The 23,726-nt window shown below is 62.3% G+C and carries 22 protein-coding genes; 15 read left to right on the top strand and 7 right to left on the bottom strand.

The features are described 5' to 3' along the window. Positions 1 to 183: 183 nt before the first annotated feature. The gene (locus tag I6E39_RS06385) at positions 184 to 1,443 is read right to left on the bottom strand and encodes a BMP family ABC transporter substrate-binding protein (RefSeq protein WP_235380774.1); all 1,260 of its coding nucleotides are present in this window, start codon (positions 1,441 to 1,443) and stop codon (positions 184 to 186) included. Positions 1,444 to 1,771: 328 nt separating this feature from the next. Beyond that, entirely contained in the window at positions 1,772 to 2,347 is a 576-nt protein-coding gene (locus tag I6E39_RS06380) for a xanthine phosphoribosyltransferase (RefSeq protein ID WP_235380773.1), read from the bottom strand. Positions 2,348 to 2,378: 31 nt separating this feature from the next. Here I6E39_RS06380 and I6E39_RS06375 point away from each other — a divergent pair, with 31 nt between their 5' ends. Next, on the top strand, positions 2,379 to 2,828 hold the full coding sequence (locus tag I6E39_RS06375; protein ID WP_235380772.1) for a hypothetical protein: 450 nt from the start codon (positions 2,379 to 2,381) through the stop codon (positions 2,826 to 2,828). Between the two features lie 250 nt (positions 2,829 to 3,078). Here I6E39_RS06375 and I6E39_RS06370 read toward each other — a convergent pair whose 3' ends face one another. Continuing rightward, a complete protein-coding gene (locus I6E39_RS06370) occupies positions 3,079 to 4,323 on the bottom strand; it encodes a dicarboxylate/amino acid:cation symporter (protein ID WP_235380771.1) in 1,245 nt (414 codons plus the stop codon). A 358-nt stretch (positions 4,324 to 4,681) separates the two neighbouring features. Between I6E39_RS06370 and I6E39_RS06365 the strand changes: the two genes are divergently transcribed. From I6E39_RS06365 to I6E39_RS06300, 14 genes are all read left to right on the top strand, one after another. Next, positions 4,682 to 5,494 (top strand): ParB/RepB/Spo0J family partition protein, encoded by an 813-nt coding sequence (locus I6E39_RS06365; RefSeq protein WP_235380770.1) that lies wholly within the window; start codon positions 4,682 to 4,684, stop codon positions 5,492 to 5,494. 376 nt (positions 5,495 to 5,870) lie between these two features. Further along, complete coding sequence (locus I6E39_RS06360; protein ID WP_235380769.1) at positions 5,871 to 6,635, top strand: ParA family protein; 765 nt, start codon at positions 5,871 to 5,873, stop codon at positions 6,633 to 6,635. A 180-nt stretch (positions 6,636 to 6,815) separates the two neighbouring features. Continuing rightward, positions 6,816 to 7,709 carry a ParB/RepB/Spo0J family partition protein gene (locus I6E39_RS06355; protein ID WP_235380768.1) on the top strand — a complete coding sequence of 298 codons (894 nt, stop codon included), beginning with the start codon at positions 6,816 to 6,818 and terminating at the stop codon, positions 7,707 to 7,709. Continuing rightward, a complete protein-coding gene (locus I6E39_RS06350; protein WP_235380767.1) occupies positions 7,702 to 8,298 on the top strand; it encodes a hypothetical protein in 597 nt (198 codons plus the stop codon). The genes I6E39_RS06355 and I6E39_RS06350 overlap by 8 nt, the downstream gene beginning before the upstream one ends. Before the next feature lie 67 nt (positions 8,299 to 8,365). Further along, entirely contained in the window at positions 8,366 to 9,667 is a 1,302-nt protein-coding gene (serS, locus tag I6E39_RS06345) for a serine--tRNA ligase (RefSeq protein ID WP_235380766.1), read from the top strand. Positions 9,668 to 10,091: 424 nt separating this feature from the next. Continuing rightward, positions 10,092 to 10,523, top strand: coding sequence for a large-conductance mechanosensitive channel protein MscL (gene mscL, locus I6E39_RS06340; RefSeq protein WP_235380765.1), 432 nt, complete (start codon positions 10,092 to 10,094; stop codon positions 10,521 to 10,523). A gap of 231 nt (positions 10,524 to 10,754) precedes the next feature. Continuing rightward, positions 10,755 to 11,102: a hypothetical protein gene (locus I6E39_RS06335; protein WP_235380764.1), complete on the top strand. Its 348-nt coding sequence runs from the start codon at positions 10,755 to 10,757 to the stop codon at positions 11,100 to 11,102. Between the two features lie 6 nt (positions 11,103 to 11,108). Next, positions 11,109 to 11,822, top strand: coding sequence for a 16S rRNA (guanine(527)-N(7))-methyltransferase RsmG (gene rsmG / locus I6E39_RS06330; protein ID WP_235380763.1), 714 nt, complete (start codon positions 11,109 to 11,111; stop codon positions 11,820 to 11,822). 505 nt (positions 11,823 to 12,327) lie between these two features. Beyond that, a complete protein-coding gene (locus tag I6E39_RS06325; RefSeq protein ID WP_235380762.1) occupies positions 12,328 to 13,062 on the top strand; it encodes a nucleotide-binding protein in 735 nt (244 codons plus the stop codon). Positions 13,063 to 13,101: 39 nt separating this feature from the next. Then, the gene (locus I6E39_RS06320) at positions 13,102 to 13,518 is read left to right on the top strand and encodes a methylglyoxal synthase (protein ID WP_235380761.1); all 417 of its coding nucleotides are present in this window, start codon (positions 13,102 to 13,104) and stop codon (positions 13,516 to 13,518) included. Between the two features lie 524 nt (positions 13,519 to 14,042). Then, positions 14,043 to 15,416, top strand: coding sequence for a histidine--tRNA ligase (gene hisS, locus I6E39_RS06315; protein WP_235380760.1), 1,374 nt, complete (start codon positions 14,043 to 14,045; stop codon positions 15,414 to 15,416). Positions 15,417 to 15,535: 119 nt separating this feature from the next. Continuing rightward, positions 15,536 to 17,335 (top strand): aspartate--tRNA ligase, encoded by a 1,800-nt coding sequence (aspS, locus tag I6E39_RS06310; RefSeq protein WP_235380759.1) that lies wholly within the window; start codon positions 15,536 to 15,538, stop codon positions 17,333 to 17,335. 60 nt (positions 17,336 to 17,395) lie between these two features. Further along, positions 17,396 to 18,253, top strand: a complete 858-nt coding sequence (locus tag I6E39_RS06305; RefSeq protein WP_235380758.1) for a fumarylacetoacetate hydrolase family protein — start codon at positions 17,396 to 17,398, stop codon at positions 18,251 to 18,253. Positions 18,254 to 18,275: 22 nt separating this feature from the next. Continuing rightward, positions 18,276 to 20,090, top strand: coding sequence for an S-layer homology domain-containing protein (locus I6E39_RS06300; RefSeq protein WP_235380757.1), 1,815 nt, complete (start codon positions 18,276 to 18,278; stop codon positions 20,088 to 20,090). Positions 20,091 to 20,153: 63 nt separating this feature from the next. Here I6E39_RS06300 and I6E39_RS06295 read toward each other — a convergent pair whose 3' ends face one another. From I6E39_RS06295 to I6E39_RS06280, 4 genes are all read right to left on the bottom strand, one after another. Further along, entirely contained in the window at positions 20,154 to 21,098 is a 945-nt protein-coding gene (locus tag I6E39_RS06295) for an AEC family transporter (RefSeq protein WP_235380756.1), read from the bottom strand. Positions 21,099 to 21,184: 86 nt separating this feature from the next. Next, positions 21,185 to 22,468 (bottom strand): PSP1 domain-containing protein, encoded by a 1,284-nt coding sequence (locus I6E39_RS11140; protein ID WP_235380755.1) that lies wholly within the window; start codon positions 22,466 to 22,468, stop codon positions 21,185 to 21,187. Between the two features lie 77 nt (positions 22,469 to 22,545). Further along, positions 22,546 to 23,475 carry a DNA polymerase III subunit gene (locus I6E39_RS06285; RefSeq protein WP_235380754.1) on the bottom strand — a complete coding sequence of 310 codons (930 nt, stop codon included), beginning with the start codon at positions 23,473 to 23,475 and terminating at the stop codon, positions 22,546 to 22,548. A 25-nt stretch (positions 23,476 to 23,500) separates the two neighbouring features. Beyond that, on the bottom strand, positions 23,501 to 23,726 hold a 226-nt coding region (locus I6E39_RS06280), incomplete at its 5' end, for an Orn/Lys/Arg family decarboxylase (RefSeq protein WP_478358318.1).

Below are 23,726 nucleotides of genomic sequence, written 5' to 3'. Positions count from 1 at the left end.
TTCTCTCCTTTTCTGTGAAATTCGGCAGGGGCGGTCCTTAGCTGCCCGCCCTCTATGTTCTCATTTGGTCTTTCCTCTCCGGGCCGGGCCTCCCGGCCCAGGGAGCAAAAACCAAACCGGGCCGGCCGGATGACCAGCCGGCCCGGTGTTCGGGTCTCGCGTTTTGTGGGGGGACGAAAGGGGTCAGGCCTCTTCCACGCCGGCCACGAAGTAGTTCATGGTGCCGGTGATGACGCTGTCCTCCACGGAGGGGCCGCCGGCGGCCACGATCTCAGCGCCGGTGTTGTCCACCAGAGCCTCGTCGGCCTTCTCCACGGTGGCGGCGCCGTCAGCCACGGTGATGTGCAGCTTCACGCCGGAGAACACGTCCCACTCGCCGGAGATGATGAGCTCCTTGACGGCGTCGATGGCTTCCTGAGTGCCGGCGGCACAGGTGGCCTCGTTCAGGGGGGACACGTCCACGAAGCCCTCCTTCAGGCCGCCGTACCAGGCGCCGGAGCCCAGGGTGGAGACGTAGTTGGAGGCGTCGCCACAGGTCATGGCGGCCTCAATGGCGGTGCGGTAGTACACGTTCCAGTTCCAGATGGCGGCGGTCAGGTGGGCGTTGGGGGCGTCGGCGGTCATGTCGGAGTTGTAGCCGCAGCCGAACACGCCGGCGTCCTGGGCAGCGATCTGGGGCTGGGCGGAGTCACAGTGCTGGGAGATGACGCCGCACTTGTAGCTGTCGATCAGCTCCTTGGCGAAGGCGGACTCGTTGACCTCGTCGGCCCAGGCGCCCAGCTTCTTCACATAGACCTTGGCGTCGGGGTTGACGGACTGGGCGCCCAGAGCGAAGCCGTTGATGCCGGAGCAGGTCTCGGCGTACTCGGTGCCGTAGGCGGCCACATAGCCGATGTTGTTGTTGCCGGTCTCCAGGCTCTTCAGACCGGCGGCGATGCCGGCCAGGTAGCGGGCCTGATAGGCACGGCCGAAGTAGTTGTTGAAGTTGGTGTCGTTGCACTTATAGCCGGTGGCGTGGGAGAACACCACGTCGGGGTACTCGGCGGCGGCCTTCTCCATGGCGTCGATATAGCCGAAGGAGATGCCGAAGATGATGTTGGCGCCCTCGCCCACCAGGGTGTCGATGGCGGTCAGCACCTGCTGCTCATCCTCGGGGATCTCGTCCTGGATCACCAGCTGAGTGGCGGGATCCATGCCCAGCTCCTCCATGGCGGTGGTGATGCCGTGATGGTGGGCGTAGGTGTAGCCGGCGGTGTCGTTCTTGCTGTTGATATAGATGGCACCCACCTTGAAATCGGCGGCGTCGCTGGTGCCGGCGGCGCCGGAGCTGGCAGCGCCGGAAGCGGCGGAGCCGGCGGACGTGCTGGGCTTGTCACCGCCGCCGCAGGCGGCCAGAGACAGCACCATGGCCATAGCCATGACCATTGCAAGGATCTTCTTCATAACTTGGTTGTCCTCCTTAGTTTTGGTTGGTTGGATCTTTTCATTCCTTGGATCGCTTACCTTTTATATTAAAACCGAATGACACGGTTTTAATCTTAATCCACAAATTCCACTCCGTTTTCCTCGGACATGGACTTGATACGGGCCAAAGATTTCCCACAAAATCTTTGATTTTGCGGGTACCCGTTTTTTTAATCCTCGGGCGGAATGAATCCGCCCTTGCGGAAATTCTCCGCCGCTTCGCGTCTTCGAATTTACGGCCTGCCGGCCGCCCCACCTGCGGCGGGGCCCCGTGGAATCCCTGGCCAGCTGTGGAAAATTCTCTAGCTTAATCTACAAATTCCACTCCGTTTTCCTCGGACATGGACTTGATCCGGGCCAAGGATTCCACCCGAATGCCCCGGGCACGGATGCGGTCGCCGCCGGGCTGGAAGGCCTTCTCAATGACGATGCCCGCACCCACCAGCTGGGCTCCGGCCTGGTTCACCAGATCCATCAGTCCCTCCAGTGCCGCGCCGTTGGCCAAAAAGTCGTCGATGATAAGCACCTTGTCCTCCGGACCCAGGAACTTCTTGGACACGATGACGTCGTAAACTTTGCCGTGGGTAAAAGACTCCACCTTGGTGGCGTACACCTCGCCGGTGATGTTCTTACTCTGGCTCTTCTTGGCAAAGACCACGGGGCAGCGGAACGACTGGGCCGCGACACAGGCGATCCCGATGCCTGACGCCTCGATGGTCAAGATCTTGTTCACGCCGCAGCCCTCAAAGCGCCGCTTGAATTCCTTGCCGATCTCTTCGAACAGGGCCACGTCCATCTGGTGGTTCAGAAAGCTGTCCACCTTCAGCACGTCGGTCCCTCTCACGGTGCCATCCTGCCGGATGCGCTGCTTGAGAAGCTCCATATTTCTCTTCCGTCCTTCCACGAAAATGACAATGGCCCGGAAGATTCGGGCCACGCAGTCTGAAACGATACGCATCCATTCTACAAAAAATTTTCTTGCCCTGCAATCCCTTTTTCAAAAAATTTTCCCGGTTTTTTTCCATATTCTTTCAAATTTTCCGTCACTATCCCGCGCATCCCCTTCCGGGGCAAAAAACGGCCGTTTTCTCCGCCCGCGGATAAAATCCGCCACCGTGTTTTCCGCCGGTCAAACAAACCACGCAGAGCTGGGGCTCGCAGTCATGCCGACTGTCCTCCATCGGGCGGACAGCGGATCCACTGCGGCAAACCGCGTTTTTCTCCGGACCGCAGCTTTTTCTTGTTTGACAGATAAAAAGGGCCGCGCCTTGCGGGCGCAGCCCTTTACCCATGCTAAACACAAGCGAATTGCTTGTGCAGCAGGCGCAGGAGGCCAAACGGCTCCTGCTCTTGCTACTCGCTAATGAGCGAAGACGCTTGACAAGTTCCGTCAGCGGCTCCGTGACCTGCTGAACAAGTAAAGCGCCGGGCCGCCACCCAAGGCCCAGCCCGACGCTTTTTGTCCCGGGATGCTTGACGAGTTCGCCGCCAAGCTCCCACATTCCGCCGGGGGCCAGCCCTGACAAAGCTCCCACGGCGTCCTGGTTTCGGAACGGCTGGCGAGTTCGCCGCCGCCCTGCCGCTATTCCGGAATCATTTGCAAAAAGCCTGGATTTACTGCAGCGCGCCGCTGGTACGGGCGGCCTTTCGGTCCTCCAGCTTGGAGATAATGACGGCACAGGCGGCGTCGCCGGTGATGTTGATGGTGGTACGGCCCATGTCGAAGATCCGGTCGATGCCGGCTACCAGGGCGATGCCCTCCACAGGGATGTTGACGCTCTGGAGCACCATGGCCAGCATGACCATGCCCGCGCCGGGGACGCCGGCGGTGCCGATGGAGGCCAGGGTGGCGGTGAGGACGATGGTAGCCATCTGGCCGATGGTCAGATCAATGCCGTAGCAGGAGGCGATAAAGACGGCGCACACGCCCTGGTAGATGGCGGTGCCGTCCATATTGATGGTGGCGCCCAGGGGCAGCACGAAGGAGGCCACCTCACACCGGGCGCCCAGGCGCTCGGAGCACTCCAGGGTAAAGGGCAGGGTGCCCACCGAGGAGGCGGAGGAGAAGGCCATCATCATGGCGGGGGCCATGCCCTTGAAGAACGCCAGGGGGGACACCCCGCCCAGAGCCCGCACCGTGGTGGAGTAGACCACGATGGCGTGGACCGCATAGCCCACATAGGCCACCAGCAGCACCATGGCCAGCTTGCCCAGGACCTCGGGGCCGTTTTCCGCCACCACCGGGCAGATCAGGCAGGCCACGCCGAAGGGGGACAGTTTGATGATCAGGTCCATGATCTTCATGGACACCTCGTTGAAGCTGTCCACCACCTGGGCGGCCACCAGACCCTTCTCTCCGGCCAGCAAAATGCCGAAGCCGATGAGCAGGGAGATGACGATGACCTGGAGCATGGTGGCGTTAGCCAGGGGGGTAATGGGGTTGGAGGGGAAGATGTTGACGATGGTGCTCATCAGACTCTGGCCCTCAGGGGGTGTGTACTCCAGTCCGGTGGTAGCCAGAGGGGCGAACAGGTGCAGCGCCTTGGCCGCGCTGGACAGGATCAGGGCCAGGATCACGGCAAAGGCGGTGGTACACATGTAATAGATCACGGTCTTGCCGCCCACAGAGCCCACTTTGCTGATGTCCTGCATGGAGATGACGCCCGAGGCGATGGAAAACAGGACGATGGGTACCACGATGAACTTCAGCAGGTTCAGGAAGATCGTGCCCCAGGGTTTGACGTAGCTCTTGGCGATGTCCACGCCGCCTGGTATGACCATAAAGATCAGGCCGGCCGCAACGCCCACCACCAGACCAATAAAGATCCAAAATGCCAGAGGTAGCTTCTTCGATTTCATGCGATCTCTCCTTCCTCATTTCCCTGCCGCCGGGGCGGACGGGGAGACAACAAAGCGGCCTCGGCCCGCCCATTCTGCGGGACCGCTGACCGCGGGTGCCTGGGGGACTCTCCCCCGATCCTCTTCCTTTTCTCTCTGTGCTCCATTATACTGTATTTTCTCTTTTCTTACAAGCCCGGACAAGATATTTTTCACTTCATTATGGAAATTTCATAAATTTGACGGTACGCGCGCCGGCTTTTGGTCCTCCCCCTGACCGGTCCGTCAAAAAATTTTTTCCACCTCCGGTATTTCGACGGAATATTTTCCATAATATGGTAAACTATGGACAAGCAGCCGGTGAAAGGAGGGGCAGGCCATGGGACTGCTGACCAAGAAAGGGATCTTTGACACGGGACGGGTGCTGTTTTTGCCGGTAGACGACATCGTGCCCAACCCGGACCAGCCCCGGAAGCGGTTCTCCCAACCGGAGCTGGAGGAGCTGGCCGCCTCCATCCAGACCCTGGGGGTGCTCCAGCCTTTGACCGTCCGCCGCCGGAACGGCGGCTGGGAGCTGGTGGCCGGCGAGCGCCGGCTTCGGGCGGCCCGGCTGGCGGGCCTGGCCCAGGTCCCCTGCCTGTCCGTCCAGACGGACAGCCAATCCTCCTCTCTTCTGGCTCTGGTGGAAAACCTCCAGCGCCGGGACCTGGATTTCTGGGAAGAGGCCTTGGCTCTGCGCCGTCTGCTGGACACCTATCATCTCTCCCAGGAGGAGGTGGCCCGCCGTCTGGGCAAGAGCCAATCCGCCGTGGCCAACAAGCTGCGGCTGCTGAAGCTGCCCTCCGATGTACTGGCCCGTCTGCGGGACGGGGGCTGCTCCGAGCGCCATGCCCGGGCCCTGCTGCGGCTGGAGGACCCGGAGCGGCAGCGGAAGGCGGCCCTCCAGGTCACCGAGGGCTCCCTCACCGTAGCCCAGACCGAGGCGCTGGTGGAGGCCATGCTCTCCGCCCAGCCCAAGGCCGGAAACCGCCGTCCCACCTTCATTGTAAAGGATGTTCGCTTGTTCCTGAATACCATCACCCGCAGTTTGGATCTGATGCGCTCCGCCGGCGTGGACGCCCAGTGTCAGCGCAAGGACACCGAAGACGCCATTCTGCTCACCATTCAGATTCCCCGCAGATCCGCCCCCTAACCCCTCTCTCCTCCCTCCCGCCCCGCGCGTCCGGATCAGGACGCGCGGTTTTTTCTTTTCTTCCCGGTCCCGTTGCCTCCATTGGACCGTTCAGGAAGGCTATGACGAATACGGGGAGGGGAATTTCACCCTGCGGGGAACGTTTTTCTGAGCAGTCAGAAAGAAGCCCAAGAACCACTGGGGGGCAGCCACTCGCAATTCCGTCGGGCGATCCCCACCGCCGCCGTTTCACGTGAAACATCTCCTGTTCCTCTTTTTTACCTTAAAACAAGAAAAAACCGGGAAAACAGTTGAAATGCCATGGGTTGGTTGATATAATATTTTTTTGCAAACGCCCCCTTTGGGGCAGGCTCAGGATCAACAAAGGAGGCGCCCCATGGCCAGGATCATTGCCATTGTCAACCAAAAAGGCGGGGTGGGCAAAACCACCACCACCGTCAACCTCACCGCCGCCCTGCACGCGCTGGGCAAGCGGGTGCTGTTATGCGATTTTGACCCTCAGGCCAACGCCACTTCCGGCATGGGAGTGGACAAAAACGCCGCCTCCCCCAACGTCTACGACGTGCTTATCAACGGGGCCGACCCGAAAAAGGCGGTGGTCTCCACCAAGTACGGCGATGTGCTGCCCTCCAACAAGGCGCTGGCCGGCGCAGGCATTGAGATGATCGGCGTGGTCGACCGTGAAAAGCTGCTGAAGCGGGCTTTGGACCTGCTCTCCCCCGGCTATGACTACATCCTGATCGACTGCCCTCCCTCCCTGGAGCTGCTCACCGTCAACGCCCTGTGCGCCGCCGGGACCCTGCTGGTGCCGGTCCAGTGTGAGTACTACGCTCTGGAGGGCCTCAGCGATCTGCTGGCCACCGTCCGGCTGGTGAAGCGGAAGCTGAACCCCCGGCTGGCTCTAGAAGGGGTCCTGCTGACCATGTTTGACAGCCGGACCAACCTGTCCCTCCAGGTGGCGGAGGAGGTCAAGCGCTACTTCCCCGGCCAGGTCTACGCCACCGTCATTCCCCGGAACGTCCGCCTGTCCGAGGCCCCCAGCCACGGCAAGCCCGTCTCCGCCTATGATCCCTACTCCCGGGGCGCCGAGGCTTACGCCGCTCTGGCCGCAGAGATCGTGTCTATTCACAATAAGAACTGACCCCCTCCCCTATCCCCTGCCGCCCAGGGCGGCGTAAAGAGAAGAAATGACCCAAGAAGTGACCTCTGCCCGCCGGGGCGGAGCGAACCATATGCAGTCCATACCGGCGGTGTTTCACGTGAAACGTTCCCCGCCGCAGCGTTTAACTCCTATATTTTGAACTCAGTAAAGGGGTGCAACATGGCAAAGCAAAAGATAGAACACGGCCTGGGCCGGGGGCTGAACGCCCTGCTGGGCGACCCGGACCTACAACCCCAGGGCGAGGGCGCCGTCTCCCTGCCCATTTTCCAGGTAGAGCCGGGACTGAACCAGCCCCGGAAGCGTTTTGACCCGGACGCTCTGGCCGATCTGACGGAATCGGTCCGCATCCACGGCATCATCCAGCCCCTGACCGTCCGCCGCCTGTCCTCCGGCTACTACCAGATCATCGCCGGCGAGCGGCGCTGGCGGGCCGCCAAGGCCGCCGGCCTCACCGAGGTCCCCGCCGTCATCATCGAGGCCGACGACCGGAAGGTAATGGAGCTGGCCCTTATTGAAAACCTCCAGCGGGAGGACCTGAACCCCGCCGAAGAGGCCCGGGGCTATCAGGTGCTGATGGAAGAGTACGGCCTGACCCAGGAGCAGGTGGCCCAGCGGATGGGAAAGTCCCGTCCCGCCATCACCAACACCCTGCGGCTGCTGGCCCTGCCCGAGGACCTGCTGAAGCTTGTGGAGGAGGGCGTCCTGTCCGCCGGACACGCCCGGGCCATCCTGGCCGCTCCCACCGCCGCCCTCCAGCGCGAAGCCGCCAAGCGGGTCATTGACGGGCAGCTGTCCGTCCGCCAGACCGAGGCCCTGGTAAAGGCGCTCCAAAAGGAGAAAAAGGACAAACCCCAGCCCGAAGGCCCGGACCTGTCCCTCTACCTGGGCGAGCTGGAAAAGGACCTGTCCGGCCGGCTGGGCCGCAAGGTGAAGATCGCCCACAAGGGCAAAAAGGGCCGGATCGAGCTGGAATACTACAACGACCAGGACCTGGAGGGTCTGCTGGCCCTGCTCCAGAGCCTGAACAGAGGGGAGGTGCCCAGCCATGAGTGAGGAAAACCAGACCCCCGCCTCCACCCCGGAGACCGGGCCCGCTCCCAAGCAGACGCCCCATGGGGAGCGCCGCTCCGCCCGGAACCAGCAGAAGCGCCGGCAGCGGTCCGTCTTTCAGTATATCACCATCCTGTTCGCGGCGGCATTTGTCCTGCTGCTGTTCACCTTCGTCATGGAGCGGCGGCAGCACGAGATCCTGCAGCAGGAGAATCAGGAGCAGATCGACAATCTGCAGCAGTCCGTCTCCGCCGTCCAGTCTCTGGACAACCTGTATAAGGAGAACGAAGCGCTGAAGGAGCAGGTGGCGCAGCTGGAACAGCAGCTCCAGCAGGCCGCTCAGGACCGCCAGTCGGAAAAGACCACCCTGCTTCAGCAGGTGGAAGCCAAGGAAAAGAGCCTCCAGGCCATGGACTGGTTCTGGCAGATCGACGAGGCTTACGCCAAGGGCCGCTACTCCCTGTGCCGCAGCCTGATCCAGAACCTCCAGAGCGCCGGTCTGGCGGAATATCTGCCCAAGGAGAGCGCCACCGACAACGACCGCTTCTCCCCCTACGAACGCTATCAGGAAATTTACGACAACCTGTATTGATAGCCCACCCCCGCGACCCAATATTGTTCAGTCATCTACTCATTTATATTAAGGAGAGGAAATCACCATGCTGGATATCAGATTTATTCGGGAGAACCCCGAGCTCGTCAAGGAGAACATCAAGAAGAAGTTTCAGGACGCCAAGCTGCCTCTGGTAGACGAGGTGCTGGCTCTGGATGAGGAGAACCGCGCCGCCCAGACCCGGGCCAACGAGCTGCGCTCCGCCCGCAACAGCCTGTCCAAGCAGGTTGGCATGCTCATGGGCCAGGCCAAGAAGGACCCCTCCAAGCTGGAGGAGGCCGAGGCCGTCAAGGCCCAGGTCAAGGCCAACGCCGACGAGCTGGCTGCCCTGGAGGCCAAGGAGACCGAACTGGCCGCCCGCATCCGCAAGATCATGCTCACCATCCCCAACATCATCGACCCCTCCGTGCCCATCGGCCCCGACGACTCCGCCAACGTGGAGGTGGAGCGCTTCGGCGAGCCCAAGGTGCCCGACTTTGAGATCCCCTACCACACCGAGATCATGGAATCCTTCAACGGCATCGACATGGATTCCGCCGGCCGTGTCTCCGGCAACGGCTTCTACTATCTGCTGGGCGACGTGGCCCGGCTCCACGAGGCGGTGCTGGCCTACGCCCGGGACTTTATGATCAACAAGGGCTTCACCTTCTGCATCCCCCCCTTCATGATCCACGGCAACGTGGTGGAGGGCGTCATGTCCCAGACCGATATGGAGGCCATGATGTACAAGATCGAGGGCGAGGACCTGTATCTGATCGGCACCTCCGAGCACTCCATGATCGGTAAGTTTATCGACCAGATCATCCCCGAGGCCTCCCTGCCCCAGACCCTCACCTCCTACTCCCCCTGCTTCCGGAAGGAGAAGGGCGCCCACGGCATCGAGGAGCGCGGCGTCTACCGCATCCACCAGTTCGAGAAGCAGGAGATGATCGTGGTCTGCAAGCCTGAGGACTCCATGGACTGGTACGAGAAGATGTGGCGGTACTCCGTGGAGCTGTTCCGCTCCCTGGACATCCCCGTCCGCCAGCTGGAGTGCTGCTCCGGCGATCTGGCCGACCTGAAGGTCAAGTCCTGCGACATCGAGGCCTGGTCCCCCCGCCAGCAGAAGTACTTTGAGGTCTGCTCCTGCTCCAACCTGGGCGACGCCCAGGCCCGCCGCCTGAAGATGCGCGTCAAGGGCGAGAAGGGCACCTACCTGCCCCACACCCTGAACAACACCGTGGTGGCCCCTCCCCGTATGCTCATCGCCTTCCTGGAGAACAACCTCCAGGCCGACGGCTCCGTGGTCATCCCCGAGGTCCTTTGGCCCTATATGGGCGGCACCAAGGTGCTCATCCCCAAGAAGTAAAACTTTCCCCCATTCGCAGGGGCGGGTCCCCGTCGTATCCATAGGCACGGCCTTTGCCGCCGCGCAGAGGCAATAAACAACCTGTGCGCCTCTGGGAAAAGCCAGGCGGATGCTGCGCCCCCTCCCCTGCCGCCTCTGTGCTGTGCCAAGGGCAGATAATGACGATTCGTAATTTTTATCTAAACTTATACAATTCGTTATATCTTTTTCCAGCCGTTTTCAGGTCCTCCGGACCATCCCAGGGTCATTTTCCCCCTCAAAAACGGCTCCAGAACGGTCGAAATCCGCAATCCCTTGGGGCGCAAGGGGTTTCGGATTGTGAAACTCCATGATTCAGCCCTCGCCCCTCCCCCCGCTCTCCCGGCAGGGGCTGTGCGGTAAGACCCGGACCCTTCACAAAAAAATAAAAGGAGGAAATCCCAACATGAAAAAGTTTATGGAAGAATTCAAGGCCTTTGCCATGCGGGGCAACGTGGTGGACATGGCTGTCGGCGTTGTCGTTGGCGGCGCTTTCGGCAAGATCACCAATTCCCTGGTCAACGACATTATCATGCCCGCCGTCAGTATGCTCACCGGCGGCATCAACTTCAGCGACTGGAAGTTTGTGCTGAAGGAGGCCGTGGTGGAAAACGGCGAGGAGATCGCCGCCGCCGTCTCCATTAACTACGGGACCCTCCTGTCCACCATTCTGGACTTTATTATCCTGGCCTTCGCCGTGTTCTGCATGGTGAAATTCCTGAACAACCTCCACCGCAAGAAGGAGGAGGCCCCCGCTGAGGAGCCCGCTCCCCCCGAGCCCTCCGCCGAGGAGAAGCTGCTCACTGAGATCCGCGACCTGCTGAAGGAGCAGCGCTGAGTCGCCGGGAGCAGCGAACAGGCGAAGCGTGACAACAAGAAGCGCTGAGCCGCCGGGAGCAGCGACTCTGGACCAGAGCGACAGGTGCAAACCAAGGAGGGCCAAAGGCCCGGATGTTTGTACCCGGAGTCGGCGGGAAGGAGAGCGTCGCGAACAGGCGAAGCGTGACAACAGGAAGCGGGAAGCTTCTGCAAACAGCCGCCTGGAATCCACACGAACAAAGGAGTACCTATGTCTGAACATGACAAACGCCCCGAAGAAGAGCAGGAGGAGAACAAGGGTTACACCCCCGCCTCCCCCGTCAAGCGCACGCTGGCCTGGATCGCCCTGGTCTATGTGCTGATCTTTCTGGCCCTGACCACCTATTTTTACTTTACCGGGACCATGCTGGGCAACCTGGCACCCCTGCTGACTGTCCCCGGGCTGGTGGGCATGGGCGCCGTGGTGGTGGTGAGCCGAAAAACCACCGGCAGCCCCAGTCGGCCTGTGGCCGTCGTGCTGGCTCTGGCCTGCTTCTGTCTGGCCGCCTTTACCCTGCCCATCGGAATCGTGGGACTGTTGTCCAACTTTGGAGGTTGAGCCGGTATGAAAGATATTATTTCCGCCGGTCTGGAGGAGTTGGGCCTGTCCCCTGCGGTCCCACCCGAAGCGGCCGGGCAGCTGGACCTGTACGGACGGCTGCTGCTGGAAAAGAACCAGGTCATGAACCTGACCGCCATCCGGGAGCCGGAGCAGGTGGCCCGGCTGCACATGCTGGACTGCGCCGCGCTGCTCAACTGCGCCCAATTTGAGGGAAAGACCCTCATCGACGTGGGCACCGGGGCGGGCTTTCCCGGTCTGCCTCTGAAGATCCTGGTCCCCTCTCTGGAGGTCACCCTGCTGGACTCCCTGAACAAGCGGGTGGACTGGCTGAATGAGGTGTCCGGCGCCCTGGGCCTTACCGGCGTCCGGGCCATCCACGGCCGGGCCGAGGAGCAGGCCCAGGTGAAGGGCTTTCGGGACTCCTTTGACTTTGCCACCGCCCGGGCCGTGGCCGACCTGCGGCTGCTGGCGGAACTGTGCCTGCCCTTCGTCAAGGTGGGCGGGCTGTTCCTGGCCATGAAGTCGGTGGAATCGGACGGCGAGCTGGAGCATGCCGCCCGTGCCGTCAAAATGATGGGCGGACGGGTCCGGGACCAGTTGGATTACACCATTCCCGGCTCCCAGATCACCCACCGGGTCATCCTCATCGAAAAGGTGGCGCCCACGTTAAAGGGCTATCCCCGGCGTTGGGCAAAAATTCAGAAGGAACCTCTCTGATCCGGGGATCGCCCGGGAGCGCAAGCGACCCGCCGCTTATGCGGCGCAAATTCGACCAAAGGGAGAATTTCCGCAGGGCGAATTCACTTCGCCCGAGGATTTAAAACTCCGGGTCCCCAACGGGGCAGGCCCCGTTGGGACTATCCCCGGCGCTGGGCAAAAATTCAGAAGGAACCTCTCTGATCCGGGGATCGCCCGGGAGCGCAAGCGACCCGCCGCTTATGCGGCGCAAATTCGACCAAAGGGAGAATTTCCGCAGGGCGAATTCACTTCGCCCGAGGATTTAAAACCCCGGGTCCCCAACGGGGCCTGCCCCGTTGGGACTATCCCCGGCGCTGGGCAAAAATTCAGAAGGAACCCCTCTGATTCGGGCTTCTTCCCGTCCACGCGAACAGGCTTCTATTATTGCCAAAATTGTTAAATTTTCTCAAAAGTTTCGGCCAAAACCATTGACGCGACCAAGATTTGTGGTACACTTTAATGTGGTGAGTTGGGGGGATATTCCATGGGTATCATCATTGCAGTCACCTCCGGAAAGGGAGGCACCGGAAAGACCTCCATCACCAGCGGCACTGCCGCTTCCCTGGCCCTCATGGGCCGAAGCGTACTGTGCATCGACATGGATATTGGACTTCGTAACCTGGACATCTCCCTGGGGCTGAACGACCGGGCTCTGATGGACTTCTCCGATGTGGCGCTGGGGCGCTGTCCCCTGGCCCGGGCGGCGGTGTCCCACCCCGATCTGAAGGGCCTGTCCCTTCTTACCGCCCCCCTGTCCCTCCCCGCCAGCCTGACCGCGGACAAGATCCGCGCCCTGCTGAATACCGCCCGGAGCATGTACGACTATGTGCTCATCGACTCCCCCGCCGGTCTTGGCACCGGCTTCCGGCTGGCCACCTGCGGAGCCGACCGGGCACTGGTGGTGGCTACCAACGACGCCTCCTCCCTCCGGGACGCCCAGCGCACGGTGGCCGAGCTAGACCGGCTTCGCCAGGTCCATCTGGTGATGAACCGCATCCAGCCCAAACTGCTCCGCAAGCTCCGCACCACCATTGACGACGCCATGAACGCCGCCGGACTGCCCCTCATCGGTGTGGTCCCCGAGGACCCGCAGGTCATCCTGTGCGCCAATCAGGGACTTCCTCTCACCAGCCGGGGCCGCCGCGGAGCCGCTCTGGCCTGCTGGAATATCGCCCAGCGTCTGGAAGGAAAGCAGGTCCCCATTATGAAGATCCGATAACGCCCCCCTTCACTACATAACAAGGAGGTACCGCTGCCAATGAATATCGCGATTATGAGCCATACCAAAAAGCAGGATCTGATGGTGCAGTTCTGCACCGCTTACTGCGGCGTTCTGTCCAAGCACTCTGTCTGCGCTACCAATGCCACGGGACGTATGGTGGCAGACGCCACCGGCCTGCCCGTCCAGCTTTTCCTCTCCCATGAACACGGCGGCATCGAGCAGATCGGCCAGCGGATCGTCTATAACGAGATCGACATGGTTCTGTTCTTCAACTCCCCTCTGGACAACGAGATGGATAAGGATATCCTGTATATTTCCCGCCTGTGCGACCAGCACTCCGTCCCCATGGCCACCAACGTGGCCACCGCCGAGCTGCTCATCCACGGTCTGGCCCGGGGCGACCTGGACTGGCGCCAGGGCATGAACCCCAGCCGGGTGCCTTTTGCCCTGTGACCCTTGACTTTTTTCGTAAAATAAGGTAGCATAACACCATTCACCGCAGTGACGGCGCATTAGTACCCGGAACGCCCTCCGACAGAGAGGAGCCCCACGGTTGAGAGGGCTCCAGGACCCGGCCCCGGCGAAGACGGCGCTACCAGCGGGCCCGGAGACGGGTGCGGTCCCCTTCCCGCAACAGAAGGCGAGAGGAGCGGCCCCGGGAGCCGCTCGAAGTTGGGTGGCACCACGAAGCGTTTGCGCGCTCTCGTCCCAATCAGGGGATGAGAGCGCTTTTTTTGTCACCATAAGTGCCGCTTCGCCGCCCCTTTTCTTTGCGAACCCCTCCATCCCGCCCGGTGGGCGGAACAGAAAGGAGTTTTAAAATATGGCCATCACTTACCCTCTGCTGCACAAATTCCACCTTCCCCAAGGGGAAGGATTATAACAAGGCGGCTCCTTCGGAGCCCGAGCGCTGACGCTCCAGTTCCCGCGCTGAAAGGGACCTAAAATGCTGTGTGTAAAAGAAAGGATCATGACTTATGGCTAAAGTTCAACCCCGTACTCTGTCCGGTTTCATGGAGCTGCTCCCTGCCCAGCAGATCCAGTTCGACCGTATCGTTTCCATTCTCCGGGAGAGCTACTCCCTTTATGGCTATACCCCCCTGGACACCCCCCTCATCGAGGCCAGCGAGGTGCTGCTGGCCAAGGGCGGCGGCGAGACCGAGAAGCAGATCTACCGCTTCATGAAGGGCGACACCGACCTGTCCCTGCGCTTTGACCTGACCGTTCCTCTGGCCAAATATGTGGCCTTGAACTATAACCAGCTGGCCTTCCCCTTCCGCCGCTTCCAGATCGGCAAGGTCTACCGGGGCGAGCGGGCCCAGCGGGGCCGCTTCCGCGAGTTCTACCAGGCTGATATCGACGTCATCGGCGACGGCAAGCTGGACATCTCCAACGACGCGGAGATCCCCGCCATCATCTACCGCACCTTTACCGCTCTGGGCCTCAAGCGGTTCCAGATCCGGGTGAACAACCGGAAGATCCTCAACGGCTTTTACGCCATGCTGGGCCTGACCCGCCAGTCCGGCGCCATCATGCGGACCGTGGACAAGCTGGACAAGATCGGCGAAAAGAGCGTCCGGGAGCTGCTCACCTCCGAGGAGATCGGACTCACCGAGCAGCAGGCCGCCGAGATCCTGAAGTTCATCGACATCCGGGGCACCAACGCCGAGGTGCTGGCCGCCCTGGAGGGTTACCGGGGCCGCAACCCCCTGTTTGACGAGGGCCTGGACGAGCTGACCACCGTGGTCCGCCACCTGGCCGCCTTCGGTGTGCCCGAGGCCAACTTCGCCGTGGACCTGACCATCGCCCGGGGCCTGGATTACTACACCGGCACCGTCTACGAGACCACCATGCTGGACCACCCCGAGATCGGCTCCATCTGTTCCGGCGGCCGTTATGATAACCTTGCGGAATATTATACCGATAAACAACTCCCCGGAGTTGGCATTTCCATCGGTCTGACCCGCCTGTTCTTCGTGCTGGAGGACCAGGGCTACCTGAACGAGCAGATGAACACCGCCCCCGTGGACGCGCTGATCCTGCCCATGACCGAGGACATGGCCCCCTCCATCGCCCTGGCCACCCAGCTGCGCAACGCCGGCATCCGTGCCCAGATCCACGCCGAGCAGAAGAAGTTCAAGCAGAAGATGTCCTACGCCGACAAGATCCGCGTCCCCTATGTGATCTTCCTGGGGGACGACGAGGTGAAGGAGGGCGTGGCCGCCGTCAAGAACATGCGCACCGGCGAGCAGGTCAAGGTGACCCCCGACCAGGCCGTGGCCCAGATCCAGGCCGGTCTGGAGGAGCTGAACCAGGGCACCCCCATTCTGGACAAGGGCACCCAGGGCTGAGCCTCCCCCCTCCCCTATTCAGTCTGCGGCAAATCCGCAGGGGGACCCCCGTTCCGGTCCTATTTTTCAATACTATTTGTTATGTTTTCAATCAATAATACTGTTTGGAGTTGATTTTTGTGGATAATCTTCAGGATTTCCACCGCAGTCATTACTGCGGCGACCTGCGTCTCACCGACGCGGGCAAAACCGTGTCGGTATGCGGCTGGGTCCAGCGTCAGCGGGATCTGGGCGGACTGATCTTCGTGGACCTGCGGGACCGCACCGGTCTGGTTCAGCTGTCCTTCGACGACAGCACCGACAAGGCCATCTTTGACAAGGCCGCCTCCCTCCGGGGCGAGTACGTCATCGCCGCCACCGGTCTGGTCCGGGAGCGCGAGTCCAAGACCGACAAGATCGCCACCGGCGACATTGAGATCTACGTCACCGAGCTGCGCCTGCTGGCCAAGTCGGAGACCCCTCCCTTTGAGATCGTGGAGAACTCCAAGGCCAACGACATGCTGCGCCTGAAGTACCGCTATCTGGACCTGCGCCGTCCCGAGATGCAGAAGGCCATCGCCACCCGGCACAAGATCACCAAGATCGCCCGGGACTACTTCGACGAGAACGGCTTCTTGGAGATTGAGACCCCCGTGCTGACCAAGTCCACCCCCGAGGGGGCCCGGGACTATCTGGTGCCCAGCCGCGTCCACCCCGGCAAGTTCTACGCCCTGCCCCAGTCCCCCCAGCAGTATAAGCAGCTGCTCATGCTGTCCGGCTTCGACCGCTACTTCCAGATCGCCCGGTGCTTCCGGGACGAGGATCTGCGGGCCGACCGCCAGCCCGAGTTCACCCAGATCGACCTGGAGATGTCCTTCCTCAACGAGGACGAGATCATGACCATCCAGGAGGGCTTTTTGAAGCGGGTGTTCAAGGAGGTCCTGGACGTGGACGTTCAGACCCCCTTCCAGCGCATGCCCTGGCGGGAAGCCATGGACCGCTTCGGCTCCGACAAGCCCGACCTGCGCTTCGGTTTTGAGCTGAAGGACATCAGCGACATTGTGAAGAACTGCGGCTTCGGCGTGTTCTCCGGCCCTGTGGCCGCCGGCGGCTCCGTCCGCCTGATCAACATCGAGGGCGGCGCCGCCGCCTTCCCCCGGAAGAAGATCGACAAGCTGGGCGACTTCGCCAAGACCTACCACGCCAAGGGTCTGGCCTGGACCCGCCTCCATGAGGGGAACATGACCTCCTCCTACGCCAAGTTCCTTACCGAGGAGGAGAACAAGGCCATTCTGGACCGGGCCGGCGCCAAGGACGGGGACCTGGTCCTCATCGTGGGCGACGAGAAGAACACCGTGGTCTGGGCCGCCCTGGGCGCCCTGCGGTGCGAGATCGCCAAGCAGATGGGTCTGCTGGACCCCAAGGACTTCAAGTTCCTGTGGGTCACCGAGTTCCCCATGTTCGAGTGGTCCGAGGAAGAGAACCGCTATATGGCCATGCACCACCCCTTCACCGCCCCCATGGTGGAGGACGAGGACAAGATTTTGACCGACAAGGCCAACTGCCGCGCCCGCGCCTATGACATCGTACTCAACGGCACCGAGCTGGGCGGCGGCTCCATCCGCATCAACACCCCCGAGATGCAGGAGAAGGCCTTCCAGGCCCTAGGCATCAGCGAGGAGGACATTCAGGAGCGCTTCGGCCACCTGGTCAACGCCTTCAAGTTCGGCGCGCCTCCCCACGGCGGTCTGGCCTACGGTCTGGATCGGCTGTGCATGCTGATGGCGGGCGCTCCCTCCATCCGGGACGTCATCGCCTTCCCCAAGGTGCAGAACGCCTCCGACCTGATGATGGCCTGCCCCGACGTGGTAGATGCAAAACAGCTGGATGATCTGTCCATCGCGATCACCAGAATGGAAGAGACTTCCGAAGCGGAATAAACCTTTTTATAGGGGCGCACACCGTGCGCCCCTTATTTTTAACATAAGGAGAGGATCCCCATGAAACTGGTCCAAATCTGGAAGGACAACAGACCCGCCCTGGGCATCCAGACCGGGGGCGGGATCATCGACGTAGAGGCGGAGGCTGCCCGCAGGGGCGTATCCGCCCCCGCCGATATGAAGCAGGCCATCGCCGCCGGGAGCCAGGGTCTGGCCCGGCTGGCGGAGCTGGCCGCCGATGCCCAGTGCTACACCAACGCTCCCCTGGCCCCGGTGGTCACCGGCACCGACCGGATCTTCTGCATCGGCCTGAACTACCGCCAGCACGCCAAGGAGTGCGGCCTCCCCCTCCCCCCTGCCCCGGTGCTGTTCAACAAGTTTTCCAACGCTCTGGCCGCCCACGGGGACTGCGTGCGGCTGATGCCTGATTACAAAGAGTATGATTATGAAGCAGAATTGGTAGTTGTAATGGGAAAACCCGCCCGGGACGTGTCGGAAGCCGAGGCGCTGGACTATGTGTTCGGCTACACCTGCGGCAACGACCTGTCCACCCGGGACCTGCAATTTGCCCGGGGCAACCAGTGGGTGCTGTCCAAGACCTTCGACGGCTTCGCCCCCGTGGGCCCCTGTCTGGTCCCCAGCCGTGAGCTGGACCCCAACAACCTGGACATCTCCAGCGTGGTCAACGGCGAGACCCGGCAGAACTCCAACACCTCGGACATGATTTTCAATGTCCAGCAGATCATTGCCGACCTGTCCCACCACTTTACCCTCCAGCCCGGCGACCTGATCTTCACCGGCACCCCCCAGGGGGTCATGCACGGCTACCCCGCCGACAAAAAGAACTGGCTGAAGCCCGGCGACCGGGTGGACGTGACCATCCAGGGCATCGGCACCCTGAGCAATACCTTCTGCTGAAATTTTGGAAAAGAGGCTGCTTATGAAAAAACGTTTGCTCGCTCTGGCCATGACATTGGCCCTGACCTTTGGCATGATGATCCTGCCCGCCTCCGCCGCCGACTACTCTGTCAAACAGCTTGAGGGCGGCCCCGCCTGCTCCTTTGTCCTCACCAACGATGGCACCCTGTACGCCTGCGGCCTGAACGATCAGCATCAGGGCATACTGGGTCCCGACGTAGGGGAGCATACCTCCCCACAGGGCGGCCTTGTGGCCACCACTCTGACGAAACTTGCCGAAGACGTGAAAGAGGTGGCCGCCAGCGAGACGCCAACCCTTCACTACTACAAAACCCCCGACGAGCTGGGCTTTCACGTCCTGGTTCTGATGGAAAACGGCGACCTGTACGCCCAGGGCAACAACCTCTACGCCCAGTTGGGACAGAACGACAGAAATCCCCACGAGGGGATGCAGTTCGTCATGAGCGATGTCAAGGCCATCGCCGCCGGAAGCTACTTCTCCGCCTGCGTCACTGAGGACGGCGAGCTGTACTGGTGGGGCTATCTCGTCCAGCAGCTGGGCGGCAACGAGGTGGCCAACACCTTCGATCCCGAATATCTGGGCGACGGCTTCGTGGACGTGGAGGCCGGCACCTGCACTCTGACCGCCTTGAAGGAGGACGGCACCGTCTGGACCATGGGCTCCAGCGCCTACGGTGCCCGGGGTGACGGTACCACCGGCCATCTGACTCGGGAACCCGAGCAGGTATTCTCCGGCGCAGTGGAGATCGCCAGCGGCGAAAATCACACTCTGGTGCGCACCGCCAGCGGTGACGTCTACGGCTGGGGTGACAACAGCTCCCAGCAGCTCCGCCCCCATGAGCTTGAGGGCGACTATGCATACGACTCGGACGGCTATGTCATTGATGCGCCCGTACTGCTCAACGAACAGTACACCACCCCCGTCTTTATTATGGGCGGCGCCAAGGCCATCGAGGCTCATTGCAGCAACTCCTACGTCATCAAGACCAACGGCGACCTTTACACCATGGGCATGGAGTACGACGGCCAGTTCGGCATTGAGACGCGCAAACTCTTTGGGGAGGACATCATCAAGCCCGCCACCCGCACTGCCACCAATGTCAAGCAGGTATCCGGCGGCTACCACGCCACCTATATTCTGAAAGAGGATGGCTCCACCCACGCCGCCGGCAATAACTACTACTACAACTTCGGCAATGGTACCTTCCTCAATCATCAGCACTACTGGACGCCCGCTTTCTTCACCGCCCTGCCCGTGGTGGACCCCGACGCCATCTCCTTTACCGATGTCAAGCAGAGCGACTGGTTCTACACCCCCGTCCAGTGGGCCGTGGAGAACAACGTGACCAGCGGCACCGGGGACGGCACCACCTTCTCCCCCAACAAGCTCTGCTCCCGCGCCGAGATCATCACCTTCCTCTGGGCTGCTTCCGGTCGTGAGACGGGCTTTGGCAGTATCGCCACCCTCTCCGATATGACCCGTGACCTGTGGTACTACAACGCCCTGTACTGGGCCAGTACCATGCCCCGCAACGCCCCCGTTGCCACCGCGCTGCGCGGCGACAAATTCTGCGGCAACGATCCCTGCACCCGGGCCATGGCGGTGGAGTTCATCTGGAGAGCCATGGGCAGTCCCGCCTATGACACCTCCAACCTGCCCTTTACCGACGTGAAGCCCACCGATTCCTACGCCCAGGCCGTGGCTTGGGCCCTGGACAACGGCATCACCAGCGGCACCTCCGCCACTGCCTTCAGTCCCAACGCCACCTGTACCCGCGGCCAGATCTCCACCCTCCTGTACAAGGCCTTCGGTTAACGGAAAACACAAAGGACCCGCCCTCGGTTTTCACCGGGGCGGGTCCTTTTGTTGGGAATATTCTCAGCCAAGCAGCAGCATGAGGATGGGGATGGTGATAAAGCTGCCCAGGGTGGACAGGCAAGCCCCGGTGGCGGCATAGCGCTCGTCGGCGCCGTAGGCCCCGGCCATCACCGTGACCTGGCTGACCACCGGCAGGGCGGATTCCACAATGAACACCTCCCGGGCCAGTCCGGTCACGCCGAAGAGCTGGCAGAAGGCCAGACAGACCAGCGGGGCCACGCCCAGCCGCACCACCAGCATCAGAGGCAGTCCCTTCATGAGGCGGATGTTCTTCAGCCCCAGCTCGAAAATGATAAAGCCGCAGTAGATCAGCGCCATGGGGGACACGGAGTTGCTGATGTACCCGGCAAACTTCATCACGGGCCCGGGCAGCCGCAGATCCAGCACCAGCAGGATCAGCGAAAAGATCACCGCCAGCACCGGGGGCTTGGTAAACATGCTTTTCAGCACCCCGGCCACCGTGATCCCGCCGCCGCCCTTGCTCCCCGCCCGCTCGATGAGGACGAAGCCCAGGGACTGGAGGAAGGTGGTGTTGGCCAGGAAATAGATCATCAGGTAGGGCATACAGGCCTCGCCGAAGAGCTGGGTGCTCACGGGGATGCCGATAAAGATGGTGTTGGACAGTCCCGCCATCAAAACAAAGACGCCCCACCGCTCCCGGGGGAGCCTCAGCAGGGTGGCCAGGGCCATGGACAGCAGCAAGGTGGCTCCCACCCCCAGCAGGCCAGAGACCAGCATGATCCCCGCCTGGGCCAGCTGGTCATGGCTCAGGTTGTTCAGCAGCCCCACCACGCAGTTGCAGGGCACGGCGATGTTGACGATGTACTTGCTGACGAATTTTTTCTCCTGGGCGGTCATCCAGCCCAAAACCCCCATGAAATAGCCCACCGACATCAGCATCAGCAGCACCAGAGACGCCGAAAGGGCGTTGAAAAAGCCGGTCACATGCTCACTTCCTTATGTGTTCACAAAGAGACAGGCCCCGGGCGGTCTCTCTCCCCGCGCCGGGGCCCGGTTCTGTCTGGATCTTCTCAGTCCTGGCCGCCGGACTGGGGCTTCTCCCCGCCCCCTCTGGGACGGCGGCGGCGGCGGCGGTTGGTCTTTTTCTCCCCGCCCTCCTTGGGAGCGGCGGCGGGGCCTTCCCCCTCCTGGACGGCTTTGGGCGGTCTGGGAGGACGGCGGCGCTCCGGACGGGTGGCCTGCTGGCCCTCCTCACGGGCCCGCTGCTCAGGCTGAGGGGCCTGGGCGGTCTGGACCTCTCCGCCCTCGCCCTTGGGACGGCGGCTCCGGTTCCGGTTTCTCCGGCTACGGGGAGACCGCTGGCCCTCCTCCTGGGGCGCGGCGGAGGCCTCTGCCGCCGGGTTCTCCCGGCCAAAGGCGGCGTCCAGAGCGGCGGTCAGGGCCTCCTCCTCGGACATCTGCGCCTCCTTCTCCTCGGGCTGGCGCCGCAGCTTGGCCAGCTCCTCCAGAGGGGGCTCCACATAGTCCTCGGGCCGTCTGCCCTTTCCGCTGCGGATGACGCACAGCTCGCAGTTGTGGTAGCACTTGGGGGTCTCGGGGGCGGAGTCCAGGCGGACCTGCACCGTCTGGCGCAGAAGGTTGACGCTGGACACGGTGCCCGCTCCGTCGGGAGTCTCCACAAAGGACTCCTGCTTGGGGGCCTTTTTCACCAAGTCCTCGTAGGCCTCCTGCTCATACTTCAGACAGCACATGAGCCGTCCGCAGGTGCCCGAGATCTTGGTGGGGTTCAGGGACAGGTTCTGGGTCTTGGCCATTTTGATGGACACGGGCTGGAACTCGTCCAGGAACTGGGAGCAGCAGAAGGGCCGCCCGCAGATGCCCAGACCGCCCAGCATCTTGGCCTCGTCCCGGACGCCGATCTGGCGCAGCTCGATGCGGGCGTGGATGGTGCTGGCCAGGTCCTTTACCAGGGCCCGGAAGTCCACCCGGCCGTCGGAGGTGAAGAAGAAGAGGACCTTGTTCCCCTCAAAGCTGTACTCCGCCTCCACCAGCTTCATGTCCAGACCGTGCTCGGCGATCTTCTCCTGGCAGATGGCGAAGGCCTTCTCCTCCTTCTCCTTGTTCCGGGCCACCGTCTTTTTGTCCTCCTCGGTGGCCACCCGGACCACCGGGCGCAGGGGGGCGATGAGCTCCATCTCGTCGATCATGGAGTTGGCCTGGACACACTCGCCGTACTCGGTGCCCCGGGAGGTCTCCACGATGACGCCGTCGCCCAGCTGGAACTGCTTCCCGTCGGGATTGAAATAATATTGCTTTCCGCCGTTTTTGAAACGGACGCTGATGATCTCTACCATACGATTCTCCTTTATTTCAGAGCGCGGTGTGAAGCTGCTGCTCTTTGTCCGTGATCTTCACCCTCAACTCTCCGCGCTCAAATAAACATTCCCGCGCACAGCCAGCCGGCCAGCTGGCCGGGGTTGGCGTTGAGACGGGCGGCGGCCCGGATCTGCCGGGTCAGCTCCACCCCCCGAAACAGGCGGCGGCGGTCCTGCCGCCGGGCCATCCGGCCCGTCAGCTCCCGTTCCAGGGCGTCCAGCAGCCGGGGCAGCTCCTCCCGGCTCTGCTTGTCCAGGACCATGGCCGCCTCGAACAGCTCCAGCTCGGTCCTCGTTTCCAGGGCGTCCGCCAACTTTACCGCCTGGCTCTCCCGGGCCTGGAGGCTCTCAGCCGTCCCCTCCAGCCGCTCCACCGCCCGGCCCAGCAGGCCCTGACAGTCCAGAGCGGCCTGGCGGACCTCCTCCCCCGTCTTTTGGGGGAATCTCTTCTCCAGCCAGTCCTGACACTCCTTGACCGGCACGGGAGATAAGGTCAGCTCCTCGCACCGGGAGCGCACCGTCTGGAGCAGGCCGCCGCCGTTTTCCGCCAGCAGCAGAAAGGCGGCGTACTGGGGGCCCTCCTCCAGCAGCTTCAGCATGGCGTTTTGGGCCGCGGCGTTCATCTGGTCCGCTCCCTCCAGAAGATAGACCTTCCGCTCCCCCTCGTTGGGGCGGATGTGGGCGTCGGCCCGGAGGCTCCTGATCTGGTCCACAGTGATGGGCTTGCCCTCCCCCACCCCGGAGATGACGGCCACGTCGGGGTGGATGCCGCCAAAGACCTTTTTGCAGGGGGCGCACCGTCCGCAGGGCCGGGACCCGGGATGGGCGGTACACACCATGGCGGCGGCCAGGAGCCGGGCCAGGGTATGCCGGCCCGAACCGGCGGGACCGGAGATGATATAAGCGTGGGACAGGCCGCGGCCCTCCTCCCGGTGGGAGAGCAGCTCTTTCAGGCGGCTGTTGCCCGCCAGGGATGAAAGCTCCATATGTTTTCCTCGCTGCGGACCAAAATTATCCCAATGGTGCCACGGTCCGCACTTCCGACATTATATTATATCCTATTTGCTGTAAATAAGAAAGTTCTTTTTTTCCGATCCGCTCCCCGGGAGCCACCACCGGCACGCCGGGGGGATAGGGGGCGATCTGGCAGGCGGAGACCTCCCCCAGACAGTCCTTCAACGGCATGACCCGGCTGGGGGCAAAGAGGGCCCGCCGGGGGGAAAGGACCCGCTGGGGC

Origin of the sequence: Pseudoflavonifractor phocaeensis, from assembly GCF_021531375.1 — a bacterium.
Classification (GTDB): Bacteria; Bacillota; Clostridia; order Oscillospirales; family Oscillospiraceae; genus Lawsonibacter; species Lawsonibacter phocaeensis_B.
This window is presented reverse-complemented; position numbering and strand designations above follow the sequence as displayed.

What these genes read in the sequence shown, in the direction of transcription:
- I6E39_RS11140 (WP_235380755.1), bottom strand. Translation starts at nt 22,468, where the DNA reads ATGGTAGAGATCATCAGCGTCCGTTTCAAAAACGGCGGAAAGCAATAT.
- I6E39_RS06375 (WP_235380772.1), top strand. Translation starts at nt 2,379, where the DNA reads ATGGCCCGGAAGATTCGGGCCACGCAGTCTGAAACGATACGCATCCAT.
- hisS (WP_235380760.1), top strand. Translation starts at nt 14,043, where the DNA reads ATGGCTAAAGTTCAACCCCGTACTCTGTCCGGTTTCATGGAGCTGCTC.
- I6E39_RS06360 (WP_235380769.1), top strand. Translation starts at nt 5,871, where the DNA reads ATGGCCAGGATCATTGCCATTGTCAACCAAAAAGGCGGGGTGGGCAAA.
- I6E39_RS06355 (WP_235380768.1), top strand. Translation starts at nt 6,816, where the DNA reads ATGGCAAAGCAAAAGATAGAACACGGCCTGGGCCGGGGGCTGAACGCC.
- I6E39_RS06385 (WP_235380774.1), bottom strand. Translation starts at nt 1,443, where the DNA reads ATGAAGAAGATCCTTGCAATGGTCATGGCTATGGCCATGGTGCTGTCT.
- I6E39_RS06305 (WP_235380758.1), top strand. Translation starts at nt 17,396, where the DNA reads ATGAAACTGGTCCAAATCTGGAAGGACAACAGACCCGCCCTGGGCATC.
- I6E39_RS06300 (WP_235380757.1), top strand. Translation starts at nt 18,276, where the DNA reads ATGAAAAAACGTTTGCTCGCTCTGGCCATGACATTGGCCCTGACCTTT.
- I6E39_RS06350 (WP_235380767.1), top strand. Translation starts at nt 7,702, where the DNA reads ATGAGTGAGGAAAACCAGACCCCCGCCTCCACCCCGGAGACCGGGCCC.
- rsmG (WP_235380763.1), top strand. Translation starts at nt 11,109, where the DNA reads ATGAAAGATATTATTTCCGCCGGTCTGGAGGAGTTGGGCCTGTCCCCT.
- I6E39_RS06370 (WP_235380771.1), bottom strand. Translation starts at nt 4,323, where the DNA reads ATGAAATCGAAGAAGCTACCTCTGGCATTTTGGATCTTTATTGGTCTG.
- mscL (WP_235380765.1), top strand. Translation starts at nt 10,092, where the DNA reads ATGAAAAAGTTTATGGAAGAATTCAAGGCCTTTGCCATGCGGGGCAAC.
- I6E39_RS06365 (WP_235380770.1), top strand. Translation starts at nt 4,682, where the DNA reads ATGGGACTGCTGACCAAGAAAGGGATCTTTGACACGGGACGGGTGCTG.
- serS (WP_235380766.1), top strand. Translation starts at nt 8,366, where the DNA reads ATGCTGGATATCAGATTTATTCGGGAGAACCCCGAGCTCGTCAAGGAG.
- I6E39_RS06285 (WP_235380754.1), bottom strand. Translation starts at nt 23,475, where the DNA reads ATGGAGCTTTCATCCCTGGCGGGCAACAGCCGCCTGAAAGAGCTGCTC.
- I6E39_RS06325 (WP_235380762.1), top strand. Translation starts at nt 12,328, where the DNA reads ATGGGTATCATCATTGCAGTCACCTCCGGAAAGGGAGGCACCGGAAAG.
- I6E39_RS06320 (WP_235380761.1), top strand. Translation starts at nt 13,102, where the DNA reads ATGAATATCGCGATTATGAGCCATACCAAAAAGCAGGATCTGATGGTG.
- I6E39_RS06380 (WP_235380773.1), bottom strand. Translation starts at nt 2,347, where the DNA reads ATGGAGCTTCTCAAGCAGCGCATCCGGCAGGATGGCACCGTGAGAGGG.
- I6E39_RS06335 (WP_235380764.1), top strand. Translation starts at nt 10,755, where the DNA reads ATGTCTGAACATGACAAACGCCCCGAAGAAGAGCAGGAGGAGAACAAG.